Below are 15,579 nucleotides of genomic sequence, written 5' to 3' on the forward strand. Positions count from 1 at the left end.
TCACTCCTTTAAAGATTGGTTAGTCGTTGTAATTGGATTTATTCTCCTTACTTTAGGAATCTGGATAAAGAAGATTAGTCCAACGATCCACCATGCGCCAAAAATCAGCCATTCAAATGGCCAGACAAGTGACGCTGGCATTCCAGGCATATACAATACGATAAATCCTATGCTTAAGATTGAGGCTAAAATACCAACAATTTTACTTTTTCCTGCACGAAATGGACGCTCTAAGTCCGGCTGAGTTTTACGGAGAACCACAAATGAAACCGAAACAATAAAGTAAGCGATTACAATCGAAAGTCCACCTGCATCGACAAGCCATTCTAATGCTGGACGGCCGAGAAGAGGACAAAAGGTAGCAAGCAGCCCGATAAGTAAGACTGCATTTTTTGGCGTTTTATATTTTGGGTGCAGCTCGCCAAACCACTTCGGCAGCATCCCATCCTGAGCCATTGCGTACATCACACGGCTTCCACCGATGATAAACGCATTCCAGCTAGTTAAGATACCGGCAATACCTCCAAGTATTAAAATTTTTGAAAACAACGGAGAACCAAATACCGCTCCCATCGCATCAGCAGTTGGAAGACTTGCAGCAGCAAGCTGACCTTTATTTAAAGATAATGACACCCCTAAAATAATGAAGACATACCATAAAACTGCTAAACCTACGGATAATAAAAGTACTCTTCCTACGGTTTTTTTCTGAATGTTCATTTCTTCAGCCATTTGTGGAATGACGTCAAAGCCAACAAACATAAATGGTGTCATAATCATAACTCCCATTAGACCTGCCATCCCACCTGTGAATAGAGGATCCATATTTTTCACTTCACCGCCAATGGTAGAACCGAAAATTAAACAAAGTCCGACAACAGCTAATAGAAGTGTTAAGACGAGCTGCAATATAGCAGCTTGCTTTACACCGATATAATTAATCCAAGTTACAATTACAGATCCAATCATACCAACAGCAACCCATGAAAAATGAACGTCCCAGCCTGCAATCGTCCACATATATCCGACTTGGTAATTCGGAAAAATATATTCAATAACAGTAGGCAGCGCAACCGCTTCAAAAGCAACCACTGATACATATCCAAGTAAAATTGACCATGATACGACAAAAGCCGCTCTCGATCCGAATGCAGCAAGTGCAAAATGATGAGCCCCACCTGTCTTCGGCATGGCTGTGGTTAATTCCGAGTAGACTAGTCCAACAAAAGTAACCATAATGCCCCCGATAAGAAAAGCAATCATGGCCCCTACAGATCCAGCTTTCGTAATCCAATTCCCTGATAATACGACCCATCCCCAACCAATCATCGCACCAAAGGCTAATACAATGACATCAGCTCGCGATAACACTCTGCTAAAATCGTTTTGTTTTGACATCCAACCCCTCCACTTAAAGATTTTCTCTAATCCACGATTTCTTTCTCCCTCCCCTGTAAAAATATCAATAATCACAAAAAAGCCAGTCCTATCACAATCATTTGTGATATGGACTGGCTTCATGATCCATGATTACCATTCCGCAAAAGAATGGTCATGAAATCTAAACAGTCAAAATTAGAAAATACCGATTTCCTTCCCTTCCTTCCGCTGTAAGGCGGATAGGGCCGAAGAATATATATTTCTATTTTACATAATTTTCAGTATAATTCAAGTGTATTTAGAATTATACTGAAAACACTTTTCTAACTAAGTGTATTTAAAAAGACAAAAATAGTAACTAGTGACAAATCTTTTATGACCGAGAATCGAAAAAAATCGCCCAATTTTTAAAAATAAAAAGCCTCTAACTACAAATAAATAGTTACAGGCTTTTCATTATTATGTTGGGGCTGGCTCCGCATTGTTGATTAAAAATCCTAATGCTGATTTTTAAGTAACAAAGTTTTACAAAAACGAGCCTATGTTCTAAATTTCCATAATCCAATTGAATGAGTCCTTTTCCTTACCTAACTGGATATTCGTGATTGTTTCATAAATTCGAGCAGAAAGTTCTCCAGTGCCATTGACCTTCATGCTGATATTTTTCCAATTTAATTCACCTACTGGAGAAATAACGGCTGCCGTTCCAGTTCCAAATACTTCTTCTAAATGACCTTTTATGTAAGCATCATAAATTTCATCAATCGAAATTTGGGCTTCCCTTACTGGTACTCCCCAGTACTGCAACAATTGAATAACCGAATCTCTCGTCACCCCTCCAAGAATACTGCCATTCAATTGGGGTGTTACAACTTCCCCGTTGATCTTAAAGAAAATATTCATGCTTCCTACTTCCTCGATATATTTTCTTTCGATTCCATCCAACCAAAGAACTTGTTCATAACCCAGCTCTTCTGCTTTTTCCTGTGCTCTTAAACTTGCTGCATAGTTCCCAGCAGTTTTAACATATCCTGTACCACCAGGAACCGCCCGTACATATTCTTCATCAACATAGATCTTAACTGGCTTTAATTGATCAGTGTAATACGAGCCTACCGGGGAGAGGATAACTAAAAATTTATATTCCCGAGAGGGCCTAACACCTAAACATGGTTCTGTTGCAATAATAAACGGTCGGATATAAAGAGAGGTTCCCTCTTGATCTGGAATCCAATCCCTCTCTAAATCAACCAATTGTTCAATAGCTTCTAATACCATTTTTTCATCTACTTGTGGGATACTGATCCTTTCACAAGATATATTCATTCTGGCCACGTTTTTTTCTGGACGAAAAAGCAATACTTTTCCTTCTTTTGTTTTGTATGCTTTTAATCCTTCGAAAACAGCTTGTCCATAATGAAAAACCATTGCTGAAGGATCTAAAGATAACGGTTCATACGGAGTGATTTTTGCATTGTGCCACCCCTTACCTTCCTGATAATCCATCGAAAACATATAGTCGGTATAATATTTGCCAAATCCTAATTCACTAACCTCGGGTTTCTCTTTTTTCACTTTTCTTTTGACTAATTCGATGACTTGATTCACGCTGGAAGCATCCCTTTCTTATATTAACTAGATAATTCTTTCAATTATAACAATTTATAAAAAAAGCGCAAGCGCCTTGTTTATCGGCGTACGGATTTCGTAGTCTTCGACTGAGATAAAGGAGACACGGCGAGGGACGAGTCGATGCCCGCTTATCGTAGGGAGAAGACGGAGAAATCCACTAGCCGATAGGCGCTGGAGCTAGACATAGCAGACACTTTTCATGTCTAATATCATTAGTAAATTTTATACTTCTTTCCATATAAAAAAAAATCCAGACATAAGACTGGATTTTTTTTATCATATTTTTTTAACCTGTTCATTTCGTTAGTTGCAATAGTATTTGAAGATTTGTCCTTTACATTCATCAAAAACGGTTTGTAAATTAATGATGATGTTCATGACTATTATCAGAATTTCCTTCGTGACTTTCACTCTCGTCTTTTATAGATTTTAATTCCTCTTCTGATACATTCCCTACTACAAATAATTTTTTGGGCATAACATGCATGTCACGAGCTGTTACGTGAGTTTGAATATAATAAATTCCGTCCTTTGAAAATGTCTTTTTCACATTATAAATTCCATCTTTTTCATGGTTAGCTTTAATTAATTCACTGTTATTCCTATCATTTGCCTTCCAGATTTCAAATTCAATATCATCTGCATCATCAACATTTTCTTTTCCTTGTGTTACATGTACCTTTAATACGCTTTCTTGATGAGGGGTAATCTTTTCAGGCAATTGAATATGTACCTCTACTGGTTTCGTGTTCTTCTCATTCGATTGATTCGTATTTGCCGTACAGGCAGTAATGAAAAATAAAGAAAATAACATGATGATACTTATATATAGTTTTTTCAATTCTATCCCTCCATAATTTAGCCTAACCAAGCTTTAATTGGTTTTATTTTCATAAATATAAAGCGGTCCAATAAATACACAAGTATAATTGAAATTCCCACAAGCGGCATGATGACTCCCATAGCTAGCATCATAAAAAAGATTGTTCTCATAACTTTAGGATCATTTGCTCGTGATGGAGATCCAAACTTCCCATTAGGCTTCCGTTTTCTCCACATTATAAATGAACTAATCACTATACCAATTAATCCCAAGCAAACGATTAGACCAATGATTTGATTAGCTAAACCAAATAAACGGCCTTCATGCAGGGCAATCCCTACCGTTATCATTTTCGCTAAAACTCCATACTGATTATAGGTTACATTGCTTAAAACAGCCCCAGAATATTGGTCAATATGCATTGTAGCACTTTCACTAGGCTTCGTATCAGAGGCAGAAACAGTATAAACCCCTTTTTCGCCTTGTGGCATAGAAATCGTATATGGCTTCTTCATATTTTCTGATTGAGCAATGTACGTCACATCTTCAAGGGAAAGTGGCATATATCCATTTGTCTTAGAAGCCGGAACGGGAAGATTTTCAGCTGCCCAAGGCACATCCTCAGCTATATCCTTTGTTAATATCTTTGATTCTGGCTTTTCACCCCAGCTAAAAGCAAATGGAGGGTAGCCTGTATTGGTAGAAGTGGCTAACCGATTAATCCCTTCCCCCATTACTCCTGACCATGGAAGTCCAGTAGCTATTAATATTAAGATAAAAATAGAAAGCCAAAAAGCGGGTACTGCATGCAGATCTCTCCAAAAGATTCTCCCTTTCTTTTTGAATCTCGGTAAAATAATTCCCCAAATAGTTGCTTTATTTCGCGGCCACCAAATATATAATCCTGTTATTAATAATAGAACGGCCCAACAGGCAGCAAGTTCAACTATTCGATTGGCTATCGTTCCTCCAATGATTAATTGGCTATGCAGCTTTTTAAAAATTTCAGTGAATTTTTTATCATTATCTAACGAACCATAAATATCCCCATTATACGGATTCACATAGAAAGATAGCATTTTCCCTTTATCCATTACACCAATTTCAGTTGTTCGGGATGGACTATCATAATACTTAATTGATGTAATCTCTCCATTTGGATAAGCTTCCTTTACTTTTGCTACTTGTGCTAATGGTGATAAGGTGGAGCTGCCTTTTTCTTGAACATAATAAAGATTGTGATAAAGCATCGATTCAATTTGAGGCTTAAATAGATAAACTGAACCACTAAATGCAAGAATAATAAGAAATGGGGCAAAAATAATTCCTGCATAAAAATGCCATCTCCAAACGGTCTGATAAATTGAAGCCTTCTTTTGCTTACTATTCCGCTCTCTATCTGCGTTGATAGACTTCTTCATTGCTGTCGCTTCCATTCTATTTTCTCCTTTTCTTTCAAGTCATTTTGCAATCATCCTATCCATTTACCTCATCACCAAGATAAAAATAAGACGGAAATTTATCATTGGCTTTTCACAGTAATGAATCATACTAAATAAATGTGATGAAAGAATGAAGAATAACGAAAAAAAAGCTATGTATATGAACATTTCAATCATATTTCACATTTAAGAATTATAATGATTGTATTCATTAAAAATAGAATGAAATAAAAGAAAAAATAACCTACAATTTTTATAGAAGGATTAGAGAAAAAACGAGGTGAAGTGAGTGTGTTTCTCTCTTTCATAAAAAAGAATAATTTGATTTGGCCGCTCATTGTTTTATGTCTAATATTGAGTGGCTGTGAAAATAAAATAGATATTCCATCTAACAAAAACATGATGCTGATAACATCTCTAAAAGAACCTTATTTATCCTTTTATGATATTTCCAAAAACAAAATCATTAAAAGTGAAAAATTAGGTTTTGTAATCAAAACGATGGGAAAGTTATCCGATGATGTCGTGTTATTCACTAAAGAGAATGAAGATGGGCTTTTTACACTTAATCTGCATACAGGAAAAGTAAACAAAGTAGATAAAATTGGACAAGGAATATCTATGATACTTCCAGCACCTGAGCTGCATTTATGCTTTCTTTCAGATACAGAAAAGAATCAAATTTATTTTTTCGATACGAAGAAAATGAAAATCACTTCTAAAGTAACTGTTGGAAATTCTCCTGTCTCACTAGCACTAGATATGGAAAAAGGAGAATTATTTGTTGCCGATTTAAAAAACGCATCGATTTCTACAATAAGTATCGAAAAACAAAAAGTGATTCGTTCTTTTCCAGTGATTGAGCGACCTTCCTCTCTCTTTTTTGACGGGAATAACATATGGGTGGCGGCTCACGGTCCATATGGAAAATTAAATAATCATTTATATGTGTACGATAAAGAAACTGGGAAAAAGGTAAAAACGATAAAGGTTGGGTTAATGCCTGTTGGATTTTTTCATCCCTCATCGAGCCAAAATTTATACGTAATCTGCCATGGGTCGAACGAGGTCTACCAAGTTAATATGAAAACTGGATCAGTCAACAATCCCATTGAAGTAAGTGAAAATCCATATTTTATTACTGGTCACGGCGAGAAAATTTATGTTTCCAGCTTAGACGGTAATACACTTAGTATCATTAATCAAAATTCCTTCAGGCTAGAGGAACAAATACAATTAAAAGATGGTCCTTATATCATTTATGTGAGGTGAGTTGATTGAAGCCATATAAAATACTAGTTGCAGACGACGAAGAACAAATGCTTTTTTTACTATCCTCATTTTTAGAAAAAGAAGGGTATGAGGTCATAGCCGTTACTAACGGACAAGAAGCCTTAGATAAATTTTCATCGAACTCAATTGATGTCGTCATTTTAGATGTGATGATGCCTGGTCTTGATGGATTTACTGTTTGCCAATCCATTCGATCCATTTCAAATGTTCCAATTATCATGTTGACAGCTAAAAGCAGTGAAAATGATCGAATTAATGGAATTAAAATTGGTGCCGATGATTATTTAGTTAAGCCGTTTAGTCCTAAGGAGTTAGTTATAAGGATTGAAGCTATTTTTAGACGAATCAATAACTTCAAAGGCCCTAAAGGGATTATTAAAATAAAGGAAATGATGATTAATACTCTTGGTCAAGAAGTGATGGTTAAAAATGAAAAAGTAAAATTAACAAGAAAAGAATATCGGCTTCTCTTATTTTTAACTGAGAATAAAGGAAAAGTATTCACAAGAGAACAATTACTTGATCATGTTTGGGGATTTGACCATTTAGCAACCTTACGTACCGTTGATACACATATTAAAACTTTGCGATTAAAGCTTGGGGAATCAGGAGATTGTATTAAGACCATTTGGGGAGTAGGCTATAAACTAGAGGACTGATTATGAAAAAACTTCGGATTAAAAGTAAAATTTGGATTTCTATCACGTTTATTTCATTCATTACGATTATTATCGGAGTTATTTTAACTTATTATCTTTATGAAAAGTTTTACTTAGAAAAGCAAATTGAACGTTTAGAACAACAAGGAACCTTATTGAAAAAGTATTACTACTCTCAAACGGATCATGATAAATTACATGAAATGATTCATTGGACAGAGGAGAGCACGAATATTAATGTCATTTTAACTGAAGATCCCATGCAATTAAGTGCAGGGATTCCGATTACTGGCTTTCCTGATAGTAATCTCATTACATTTAAAGAAAGACAACAACTTTTATCAGGAAAAGAAGTTATTATCATAAGAGATCATCCAACATTTAAACGAAAAATATTAGCTGTAGCTGTACCATTATTTAAGAAAAAAATATTAAGTGGAGCTATTTTTATTTACCAGCCCATTGACGATATATATGAACCATTTAAACCGTTGCGAACCTTTATGATTATATTTATGGTTATCGTATTATTCCTATTAGTATGGATTGGTCATAAAATAACGAATTACTTATTAAAGCCTTTGAAGGAAATGGAAAATGTCTCAAAGAAAATGGCAAAGGGGGATTTTTCCGAACAAATAACCGTTCATAATAAAGATGAAATTGGGCAGCTGGCAATTTCTTTAAATACGATGGCAAAGTCACTAAATGAAGTAGAAATGAAAAGAAATCAATTTCTTCAAAATGTCTCTCACGAGCTAAGAACCCCGCTTAGTTATGTTAAAGGTTACACTGAAGCCATTTTGGAAGGAGTCTATGAAGATCCAAAAGAGATCAATCATTCATTAATCATCATCCAAAAAGAGACGGAGCGATTAATTCGTTTAGTCCATGATTTACTAGATCTCGCCCAATTAGAGGACGATTCTTATCCAATGAAAAAGAACCCTATTGTTTATTCACAGTTAATATCCGACGTGATAAATAATTTTGACCTTGCATTAAAAAATAAACAAATTCAAGTTCATCTGACTTTAGATGAAGACATCATTATAGAGGGCGATGAAGATCGGATCGCACAAGTTCTGTCTAACTTAATTCATAATGCTATAAGCTATAGTCAAAACGGAAGAGACATTATAATCAAGCTATCACTGGAAGATCACCTGTCTATTTTAAAAATAAAAGATCATGGACCAGGAATTCCAAAAAAAGACCTTCCTCACATTTTTGAACGATTTTATCGAGTAGACAAAGCACGAACACGCAATAAAGGCGGGAGCGGCTTAGGACTTTCCATTTGTAGTCAAATCATCAAAAAACATTCCGGGCAAATTCATGTTGAATCGGAGAAAGAGAAAGGAACGGAATTTACGATTATTATTCCTTGTTTTAGTGAAATAGAAGGGTAAGCTAGACAACAAAAACCTCTTCAAATCTGAAGAGGTTCATTAATTTTCCGCTAAGTTTACATAGTCTTAAAATTATTCTCTATTTATGGACGCTTTCCCCAAGGTTCAATCGTTCCAACCGTATAGATCAATCGATCATTTTGAATAGAATCAATGACCCCTTGTGAAATCTCCTCATTGGTTAACCATCTTGAATTATCATTCTCAAGAATAAATCCCAATTGTATTTGACGGTATAGACAGGTGTCAGGTGTACTTATTTTCTTTTTGATTTCATTTAAATTCTTACTGCTACCTAAAACGTGATAAAGTCTCCACTTATCGTTTTGTTTTGACACTTCTTGTAAAATGATGTCTATTGATCTTTCAGCATAAGAATGGATCCAGGCAATGACCAATTGTATTGGACCATTTTCTTTGATGATTGACCTTACATTCTCTTTTAATAAAACTTCATTACTATAATCAACGAGAACTGGAGTGATAGCATTTTTATCTTCTGTCTTTCCCGCTAAACTCTCCATTCGATTAGGATTACGCCCAATCACAGATACTTGATAACCTTGATTAACTAGCCAAAGGGATACACCCGCTAACATACCAGTTCCTCCGACTACTAGTGCATGCTTCATTTATACACATCCTTTATATGCATCGACCTACTGAAGATCAAAACAATCTTTCGGTACCCAACCTACTTCCCCATTAGCTTTCTTTATTAAAGAATATCCAGCACACTCATTATTTACAACCGATACTTTTTCACCTTCTTTTACTGATAAGAAAGAGGTACTAAGATCATCCTTGCAACGTGTCTGTTCCGCTTCATCTATCAAATATTCATTTTTAATCCATTGCTGATTTCCTAATTTACTATTTTTACAGAGTGTAAAATATTCTTCCTGTTTAATAATTTGCAAGTCGTAATTTGGATATGTAACGGTTCCTATTCTTCCGGTCTTATCGATATAGTCTTTCTGAACAATCATTTCTTCTGTCAGCTCATCAACATATGTAAATGAATATGTACCATTTTCAATAATTAATGCATTTAGTTGACCATCAACTTTGATTTGGTTTCCTCCATCCAATGCAATGATTTTTTTATCTAAATCAATGATTGGATTGTTTGAAGTAACCTGTTCTGCTCGATAATTAACAACCGGCCAATGTCCGACAATAACGATTTTATCGGCTTGATGTTCTTTTTCGTAAAAGGCTTGACCGTATAAAGCGATGGATTCATCCGTTTGCCGCCAATTTTCGATGTTTTCAATACCCGAATGAATAATAATAAATTCATCTGTTTCATAGGCAATTGGAAATGATTCGATCCAGTCAATTTCATCCTGAAAATATTCACGATAATGCCCTGCTACATCTTCAAAACGAGGAAAATCATCAAGTGATTTGCCGAACACAGATAGCATTTCATTTAAGATAGAATTCTTTTGTTTTTTCATATATGAAATGATTTCCTTATTATCATTTAAAACATAACGATGGAGCAAGTCGCAATTTCCCTTGGTAACATAAACATTAGGTTTTTTAGATAACCCCTTTACATACTTCACTACTTCTAAGCTATCTGCTCCTTTTTCGCACAGATCACCATTAATAAAAAGATAATCATCTTCTGTATAATGTAGTTTTTCTAAAAGCTTTTTAAATAGATTTACATTTGCATGTATGTCTGAAATTACTATCATGCGTTTGGTTTGATCTAGTCGTACATATCTTACATCAATCATTTCATCATCTCCAGAATATTAAATCTATTTTTAATAAATAACTCCATCATTAAAACGTACGTTCTTATCATTAATTATAAGAAATAAATGTATTTTCTTCAAAAACTATTTTTATTACAAAAAACTTTAAAAAACTTATAAAAAAAAGAGATAGCTAATAATAAATAGCCATCTCATCCTTGCCATATTGCGGTATTTGATTAAGATTATCGACTCAAAGTTTTTGTATTCTTTTCTACGTTTAAAATCGGATATAGTTCTTCAAGCTTTTGAATATGATAAGTCGAAACAATATCAGTATCATTGGGCTTCATTCCAGGGTTGATCCAGCAGGTGTCTATTCCGGCTAGGTATCCTCCTTTAATGTCTGCACTTAAGGAATCTCCGATGATTAACGTTTTTTCTGCAGAAAAATGTGGAATTCGGGCAAAAACATAATCAAAATATTCCTTCATAGGCTTTTGAAAGCCCGTATCTTCTGAAACAAAGATATCCTTAAATAACGGATATAATCCTGAATCTCGTAAGCGTTTATATTGTGTCTCGGACTCACCATTTGTAACTATATATAAGTCATACTTATTTTGTAAGGCTGCGATCAGGTCAAAAGCTCCATCAATTAACTGGTGCCCTTCTTGTAAGTAGCTGCGATATTTCTCTTCAAGTAAGACTCCATCAACCTCTTGACCGTAATACTCCTTAAATAATATGGAGAAGCGAGTATTCACAACCTCATCACGACTGATTTTTCCTTCTTCAAAAGCTTTCCAAAGACCTTGGTTGATTTTGTTATATTGTGCCTTAATTTCAGAGGTTAAAGGAATTTCTTGTTCATCAAAAAGCAATTGTAATGCCAAATCTTCTGCTGCATTAAAATCTAATAAAGTATTATCTATGTCAAATAATAAAGTTTGATAGGTTTTCATATGAATGCCTCCAATATCTGCGCTTGTAATTCTAGTATAACATTCTTTTTAAAGAGTATTTAAGAAAAGCGCAAGCGCCTTGCCCATCGGCGTACGGATGAGTGAAATTTGAAGTGCCAATTTCACCTTCGTAGTCTTCGACTGAGATAAAGGAAACACGGCGAGGGACGAGTCGATGTTAACTTATCGTAGGGAGAAGACGGAGAAATCCGCTAGCCGATAGGCGCTGGAGCTAGACACAACAGACACTTTTCATGTCTAATATCCTTAGTAAAATTTTATACTTTCTTACCTTTAGACAAAAACAGCTCAAGCGTTTGTTGAACAAGGTTCATACAAAAATTTTAGCTCTTCTAATTTTTTCACTATAGAACTCTCAATGTCTTTATTTAAGGGCAATTGCTCTGAAGTAAATGAAGCCAGCTGAGCATGGTCCCCAATCATGACAGAGTGCAAAGCATGCTGAAACATGGAAATATCATTTGCATCATTACCAAATGCAATATACTCTCCCTCATTTACACCAAGCTGTTGTAGACCACTCCATTTATCTACTCCTTTTGGACTTATATCAAGAACTCCTTCATTTCCATGCACATGCACAACTGCATCGATGTGATGAAGCTGTTCTTCTACTGCTTTCATATTCGTTGATGTTAAGATTAAGATTTTCATAATAGATTGCAGTTCATTTATAGAAACATTCTTTGCACGTTTTTGTGGATCAAGATTACGCAAAATAGGATGTTCAGCTGAACCAGTATATGCATAGTTCCAATCACCATCTATTAAATAAGTAATATTATATTTCTCGATTAATTGGATAATGTCGTAAAGAACTACTTGATCAAAGCTTACAGTAGATACTATTTTTCCCTCATCTGCAACCATACAGCCATTTCCGCCAATCATAGGATAATGGTGAAAGCGCTCGTCCAATACAGGCAATAAGTCACGAATAGGTCTTGCTGAAGCAAAAATGACTCCGTGCCCATGTGAAACTAATTCCTCTAATGATAAGAGGATTTTTTCAGAAACTGGCTGTCCTTTAAAGCAAATTGTTCCGTCCAAATCAAATACGAATTTCATTCTATGACACCCCTGTATCTTTTTATTAATCTATCATATCAGTTCATCGTATAATGAAAAGGACATATGTCCAGAGAAAGGAGAGAGCGGATGAAACTTATTCAAGATGAATCTTTACTTAAAAGTCATTTAACAAAGTATCATTTTGAAGAAATGTTTGGATCTACTCAGCATATACCGTTTACATTACAAAAGTATGATCCACGTGAAATCATTCTTCATGAAGGAATAGATCTAACGTTACTTTTATTTTTAGTGGAGGGAAAAGTGAAAGTAACATCAAGCGTAGTAACAGGCAAATCACTCCTACTACGATTTAGCCATCCTTTTTCCATTATTGGTGATATTGAACTGATTCGTGGTGTACCAGTACAATCACAAATCGAAGCTGTTAGTGAATGCTTATTAATTGGATTATCCTTTGAATATATTAAAAATCAGCAAATAAACAATCCTAAGCTGCTACACACACTATTAGATCATTTAAGCTATAAGCTTCAAACTTGTACTACCGCTTCACGTGTGAATTTATTAGCATCAGTTGAAAATCGTTTCGCGAGTTACCTTATGTCTACACTATCATCCAAACACGAAAACCATTTTGGCAAGGAACTAAGGACAGCAAATATTGGAGAAATAGCTAACCTGCTTGGAACTACTCATCGCCATTTAAATCGCGTTCTCTCCTCTCTTTCCGAAAAGAAAATCATTAAAAGAAATAGAGATTCCATACATATATTAAATTGGTCCGCTTTAGAAAATTTATCAAATGATATTCGCTATGAATAACTTTCCTTTTTGAGGATATTCATAAAAACTATTTGCAAAGAAAAAATCCGTTATTCCTAAATATTAGGTATAACGGATTTCTTTCTCCTTGATGATCGAAAAGCTGTGTAAAACCAAATGATGTTGGCAATAATTCCTGCAAAACAAGTGACCATAACTCCTATTAAATCAGGGAAGATGTGTTTAGTTGCTCCCAACACTAAAACCATTGGAATGACGGGAAGATATATTACTATCCCAAATCCACAAAAAACCGCCATAACAAATTTCATTGCATTCACTCCTACCATATATAAAAGTAGGGGGAGGATGTAAAAGAAAAGAATCATACCAACTGCACTCCACATTCCAAACGTATTAAATTTATTGGCATTTGCCCCTAAATCAGAAAGCGGAGAAAGTGAAGTTACGATGATTAAAGAGCAAAAGAGCACAGCAGAAACAATCGTCATCAAAATTACTTTTTTCTTAGATTTCATCAAATTCACTTCTTTCCTAATTGAAAATTTATAGGTTTTTTAAAAGTAAATTGGTTCTACGAAACTAAAATTAATTAGCCTCATTCACAGTATACCAGATACATAGCAAATAAGGATTATAATTCCAGTATTTTTCATTGAATAATCCCCTAAAAGCTACAACCTTCTAGAGGATTATTTGGATTACAGTTTTTTCTTATTTTGATCTTCTTTTAATCGGTTGACAACTGCCTCGATATTCATCTGACCAAGATTCCCTTCTCTATGCTTTCTAATCGCAAGAGATTTATTCTCTACTTCTTGATCACCTATAATCATCATATATGGGACCTTTTGCTTTTCAGCTTCTCGAATTTTTAAGCCCATTTTCTCTACTCGATCATCTACCTCAATTCGTAATCCAGCTGATTCTAAATGCTCCTTCACTTGATAGGCATAGGGTATATGTGCATCCGATATCGGTAAGATTCTTGCTTGTACTGGAGATAGCCACAATGGAAATTCACCTGCAAAATGCTCAATTAAAATGGCCATAAAACGTTCAACAGATCCATATATTGCCCGATGAATCATGATTGGAACATGTGGCTTATTGTCTTCTCCAATATACTGACAATTGAATTTTCCAGGCATTTGGAAGTCCAATTGAACTGTACCACACTGCCAGCTTCTTCCTAATGAATCGAGAATGTGAAAATCTATTTTTGGACCATAAAACGCTCCATCCCCATGATTAATTTGATAAGGCAACTCCTTTTTCTGTAGCACAGACTCTAAAGCTGATTCTGCCTTTTCCCATATTTCTGCTGAACCCATATGATCCTCAGGACGAGTAGAAAGTTCGATTTTATAACTAAAACCAAATTCAGAATAAAACTCATCAATTAAATCAAGCACTTTATCCACTTCAGATTCAATTTGATCTTCTCGAACAAATAAATGGGCATCATCTTGAGTAAAAGCGCGAACTCTTAAAAGTCCATTTAAAGATCCCGATAATTCATGGCGATGTACTAATCCTAGTTCTGCAAATCGGATAGGAAGCTCTCGATAGCTTCTTCGCTTACTGTTAAAAATTAGTACCGCCCCTGGACAATTCATTGGTTTAATAGCATAGTTTTGTTCATCTACATTGGAAAAATACATATTTTCATGATAATGGTCCCAATGTCCAGATTGTTCCCAAAGCTCTTGCTTCATCATAATAGGTGTCTTTATTTCCTGATACCCAGCTTTTTGTTGTTTTTGTTTCCAGTAATTTTCTAATTCATTACGAATAACCATTCCTTTTGGCAAGAAAAATGGCATTCCTGGAGCTTCCTCCATGGACATAAATAATTCCAATTCTTGACCCAATTTGCGATGATTTCTCTTTTCTGCTTCCCTTTCGATTGACATGCTCATTCCTCCTAAATTTTTTTAATAAAAAAACGCACCCATCCCTATATAAGGGACGAGTGCGGTCGTGGTGCCACCCTATTTCCGTAATGCATGATGAAGATACATTACGCTCAATTTAATAACGGTTTTCCCGATTATGGATACTCTGGATTTCCTTTTCCCCATAATAGCTCAAAGGTGGTAAATCATTCTCTTTTCTTCAGGGCTTTCAGCCATTGACCCTGTTCTCTGTTAAGAAAGATTAGAAAGATTCATGTCCTTTTCATCGCATTATTCCTATTTACTTTTTAAAAATAAAAACGCACTCATCCCTATACAAGGGACGAGTGCGGTCGTGGTACCACCCTATTTTCATAATGCACAATAACGATACATTACGCTCAATTTAATAACGGTTTTCCCGATTATGGATACTCTGGATTTCCTTTTCCCCATAATAGCTCAAAGGTGGTAAATCATTCTCTTTTCTTCAGGGCTTTCAGCCATTGACCCTGTTCTCTGTT

14 protein-coding genes and 2 other annotated features (1 of these 16 only partly in view) are annotated in these 15,579 nt (G+C 35.1%); of the genes, 4 read left to right on the top strand and 10 right to left on the bottom strand.

Going from position 1 to position 15,579, the window contains the following annotated elements; genetic code table 11:
• The 4 genes from ACQKP0_RS03435 to ACQKP0_RS03450 all read right to left on the bottom strand — a co-directional run bounded on the left by ACQKP0_RS03435 (position 1) and on the right by ACQKP0_RS03450 (position 5,271).
• Positions 1 to 1,398, bottom strand: coding sequence for an APC family permease (locus ACQKP0_RS03435; protein ID WP_427404405.1), 1,398 nt, complete (start codon positions 1,396 to 1,398; stop codon positions 1 to 3).
• 528 nt (positions 1,399 to 1,926) lie between these two features.
• Positions 1,927 to 2,988, bottom strand: coding sequence for a branched-chain amino acid aminotransferase (locus ACQKP0_RS03440; RefSeq protein ID WP_427404406.1), 1,062 nt, complete (start codon positions 2,986 to 2,988; stop codon positions 1,927 to 1,929).
• Between the two features lie 385 nt (positions 2,989 to 3,373).
• Positions 3,374 to 3,853 carry a FixH family protein gene (locus ACQKP0_RS03445; RefSeq protein WP_427404407.1) on the bottom strand — a complete coding sequence of 160 codons (480 nt, stop codon included), beginning with the start codon at positions 3,851 to 3,853 and terminating at the stop codon, positions 3,374 to 3,376.
• A 17-nt stretch (positions 3,854 to 3,870) separates the two neighbouring features.
• Positions 3,871 to 5,271, bottom strand: coding sequence for a PepSY-associated TM helix domain-containing protein (locus ACQKP0_RS03450; protein WP_427404408.1), 1,401 nt, complete (start codon positions 5,269 to 5,271; stop codon positions 3,871 to 3,873).
• Positions 5,272 to 5,631: 360 nt separating this feature from the next.
• On the opposite strand from ACQKP0_RS03450, the gene ACQKP0_RS03455 reads away from it, so the two are divergent.
• Genes ACQKP0_RS03455 through ACQKP0_RS03465 form a run of 3 tightly spaced genes read left to right on the top strand, consistent with a single transcriptional unit; the run spans position 5,632 to position 8,641 of the window.
• Positions 5,632 to 6,549, top strand: a complete 918-nt coding sequence (locus ACQKP0_RS03455; RefSeq protein WP_427404409.1) for a YncE family protein — start codon at positions 5,632 to 5,634, stop codon at positions 6,547 to 6,549.
• Positions 6,550 to 6,554: 5 nt separating this feature from the next.
• Complete coding sequence (locus ACQKP0_RS03460; RefSeq protein WP_427404410.1) at positions 6,555 to 7,229, top strand: response regulator transcription factor; 675 nt, start codon at positions 6,555 to 6,557, stop codon at positions 7,227 to 7,229.
• Between the two features lie 2 nt (positions 7,230 to 7,231).
• Positions 7,232 to 8,641 carry a sensor histidine kinase gene (locus tag ACQKP0_RS03465; RefSeq protein WP_427404411.1) on the top strand — a complete coding sequence of 470 codons (1,410 nt, stop codon included), beginning with the start codon at positions 7,232 to 7,234 and terminating at the stop codon, positions 8,639 to 8,641.
• An 83-nt stretch (positions 8,642 to 8,724) separates the two neighbouring features.
• On the opposite strand, the gene ACQKP0_RS03470 is transcribed toward ACQKP0_RS03465, so the two are convergent.
• The 4 genes from ACQKP0_RS03470 to ACQKP0_RS03485 form a co-directional block, all read right to left on the bottom strand.
• Positions 8,725 to 9,273, bottom strand: a complete 549-nt coding sequence (locus ACQKP0_RS03470) for a short-chain dehydrogenase (RefSeq protein WP_427404412.1) — start codon at positions 9,271 to 9,273, stop codon at positions 8,725 to 8,727.
• Positions 9,274 to 9,300: 27 nt separating this feature from the next.
• Positions 9,301 to 10,392: a metallophosphoesterase gene (locus ACQKP0_RS03475; RefSeq protein WP_427404413.1), complete on the bottom strand. Its 1,092-nt coding sequence runs from the start codon at positions 10,390 to 10,392 to the stop codon at positions 9,301 to 9,303.
• A 206-nt stretch (positions 10,393 to 10,598) separates the two neighbouring features.
• Positions 10,599 to 11,318, bottom strand: a complete 720-nt coding sequence (locus ACQKP0_RS03480) for a YjjG family noncanonical pyrimidine nucleotidase (protein WP_427404414.1) — start codon at positions 11,316 to 11,318, stop codon at positions 10,599 to 10,601.
• Positions 11,319 to 11,627: 309 nt separating this feature from the next.
• Positions 11,628 to 12,407, bottom strand: coding sequence for an HAD-IIB family hydrolase (locus ACQKP0_RS03485; protein ID WP_427404415.1), 780 nt, complete (start codon positions 12,405 to 12,407; stop codon positions 11,628 to 11,630).
• A gap of 90 nt (positions 12,408 to 12,497) precedes the next feature.
• Here ACQKP0_RS03485 and ACQKP0_RS03490 point away from each other — a divergent pair, with 90 nt between their 5' ends.
• Positions 12,498 to 13,196, top strand: a complete 699-nt coding sequence (locus tag ACQKP0_RS03490; RefSeq protein ID WP_427404416.1) for a Crp/Fnr family transcriptional regulator — start codon at positions 12,498 to 12,500, stop codon at positions 13,194 to 13,196.
• Positions 13,197 to 13,252: 56 nt separating this feature from the next.
• Here ACQKP0_RS03490 and ACQKP0_RS03495 read toward each other — a convergent pair whose 3' ends face one another.
• Both ACQKP0_RS03495 and thrS read right to left on the bottom strand, forming a co-directional pair.
• Positions 13,253 to 13,675 carry a DUF5391 family protein gene (locus tag ACQKP0_RS03495; RefSeq protein ID WP_427404417.1) on the bottom strand — a complete coding sequence of 141 codons (423 nt, stop codon included), beginning with the start codon at positions 13,673 to 13,675 and terminating at the stop codon, positions 13,253 to 13,255.
• A gap of 183 nt (positions 13,676 to 13,858) precedes the next feature.
• On the bottom strand, positions 13,859 to 15,073 hold the full coding sequence (gene thrS, locus ACQKP0_RS03500) for a threonine--tRNA ligase (RefSeq protein ID WP_427404418.1): 1,215 nt from the start codon (positions 15,071 to 15,073) through the stop codon (positions 13,859 to 13,861).
• A gap of 48 nt (positions 15,074 to 15,121) precedes the next feature.
• Positions 15,122 to 15,351, bottom strand: a binding site (T-box leader).
• Between the two features lie 40 nt (positions 15,352 to 15,391).
• Positions 15,392 to 15,579, bottom strand: a binding site (T-box leader) (it continues 42 nt past the right edge of the window).

Source organism: Heyndrickxia sp. NPDC080065 (genome assembly GCF_050281185.1).
GTDB lineage: Bacteria > Bacillota > Bacilli > Bacillales > Bacillaceae_C > Heyndrickxia.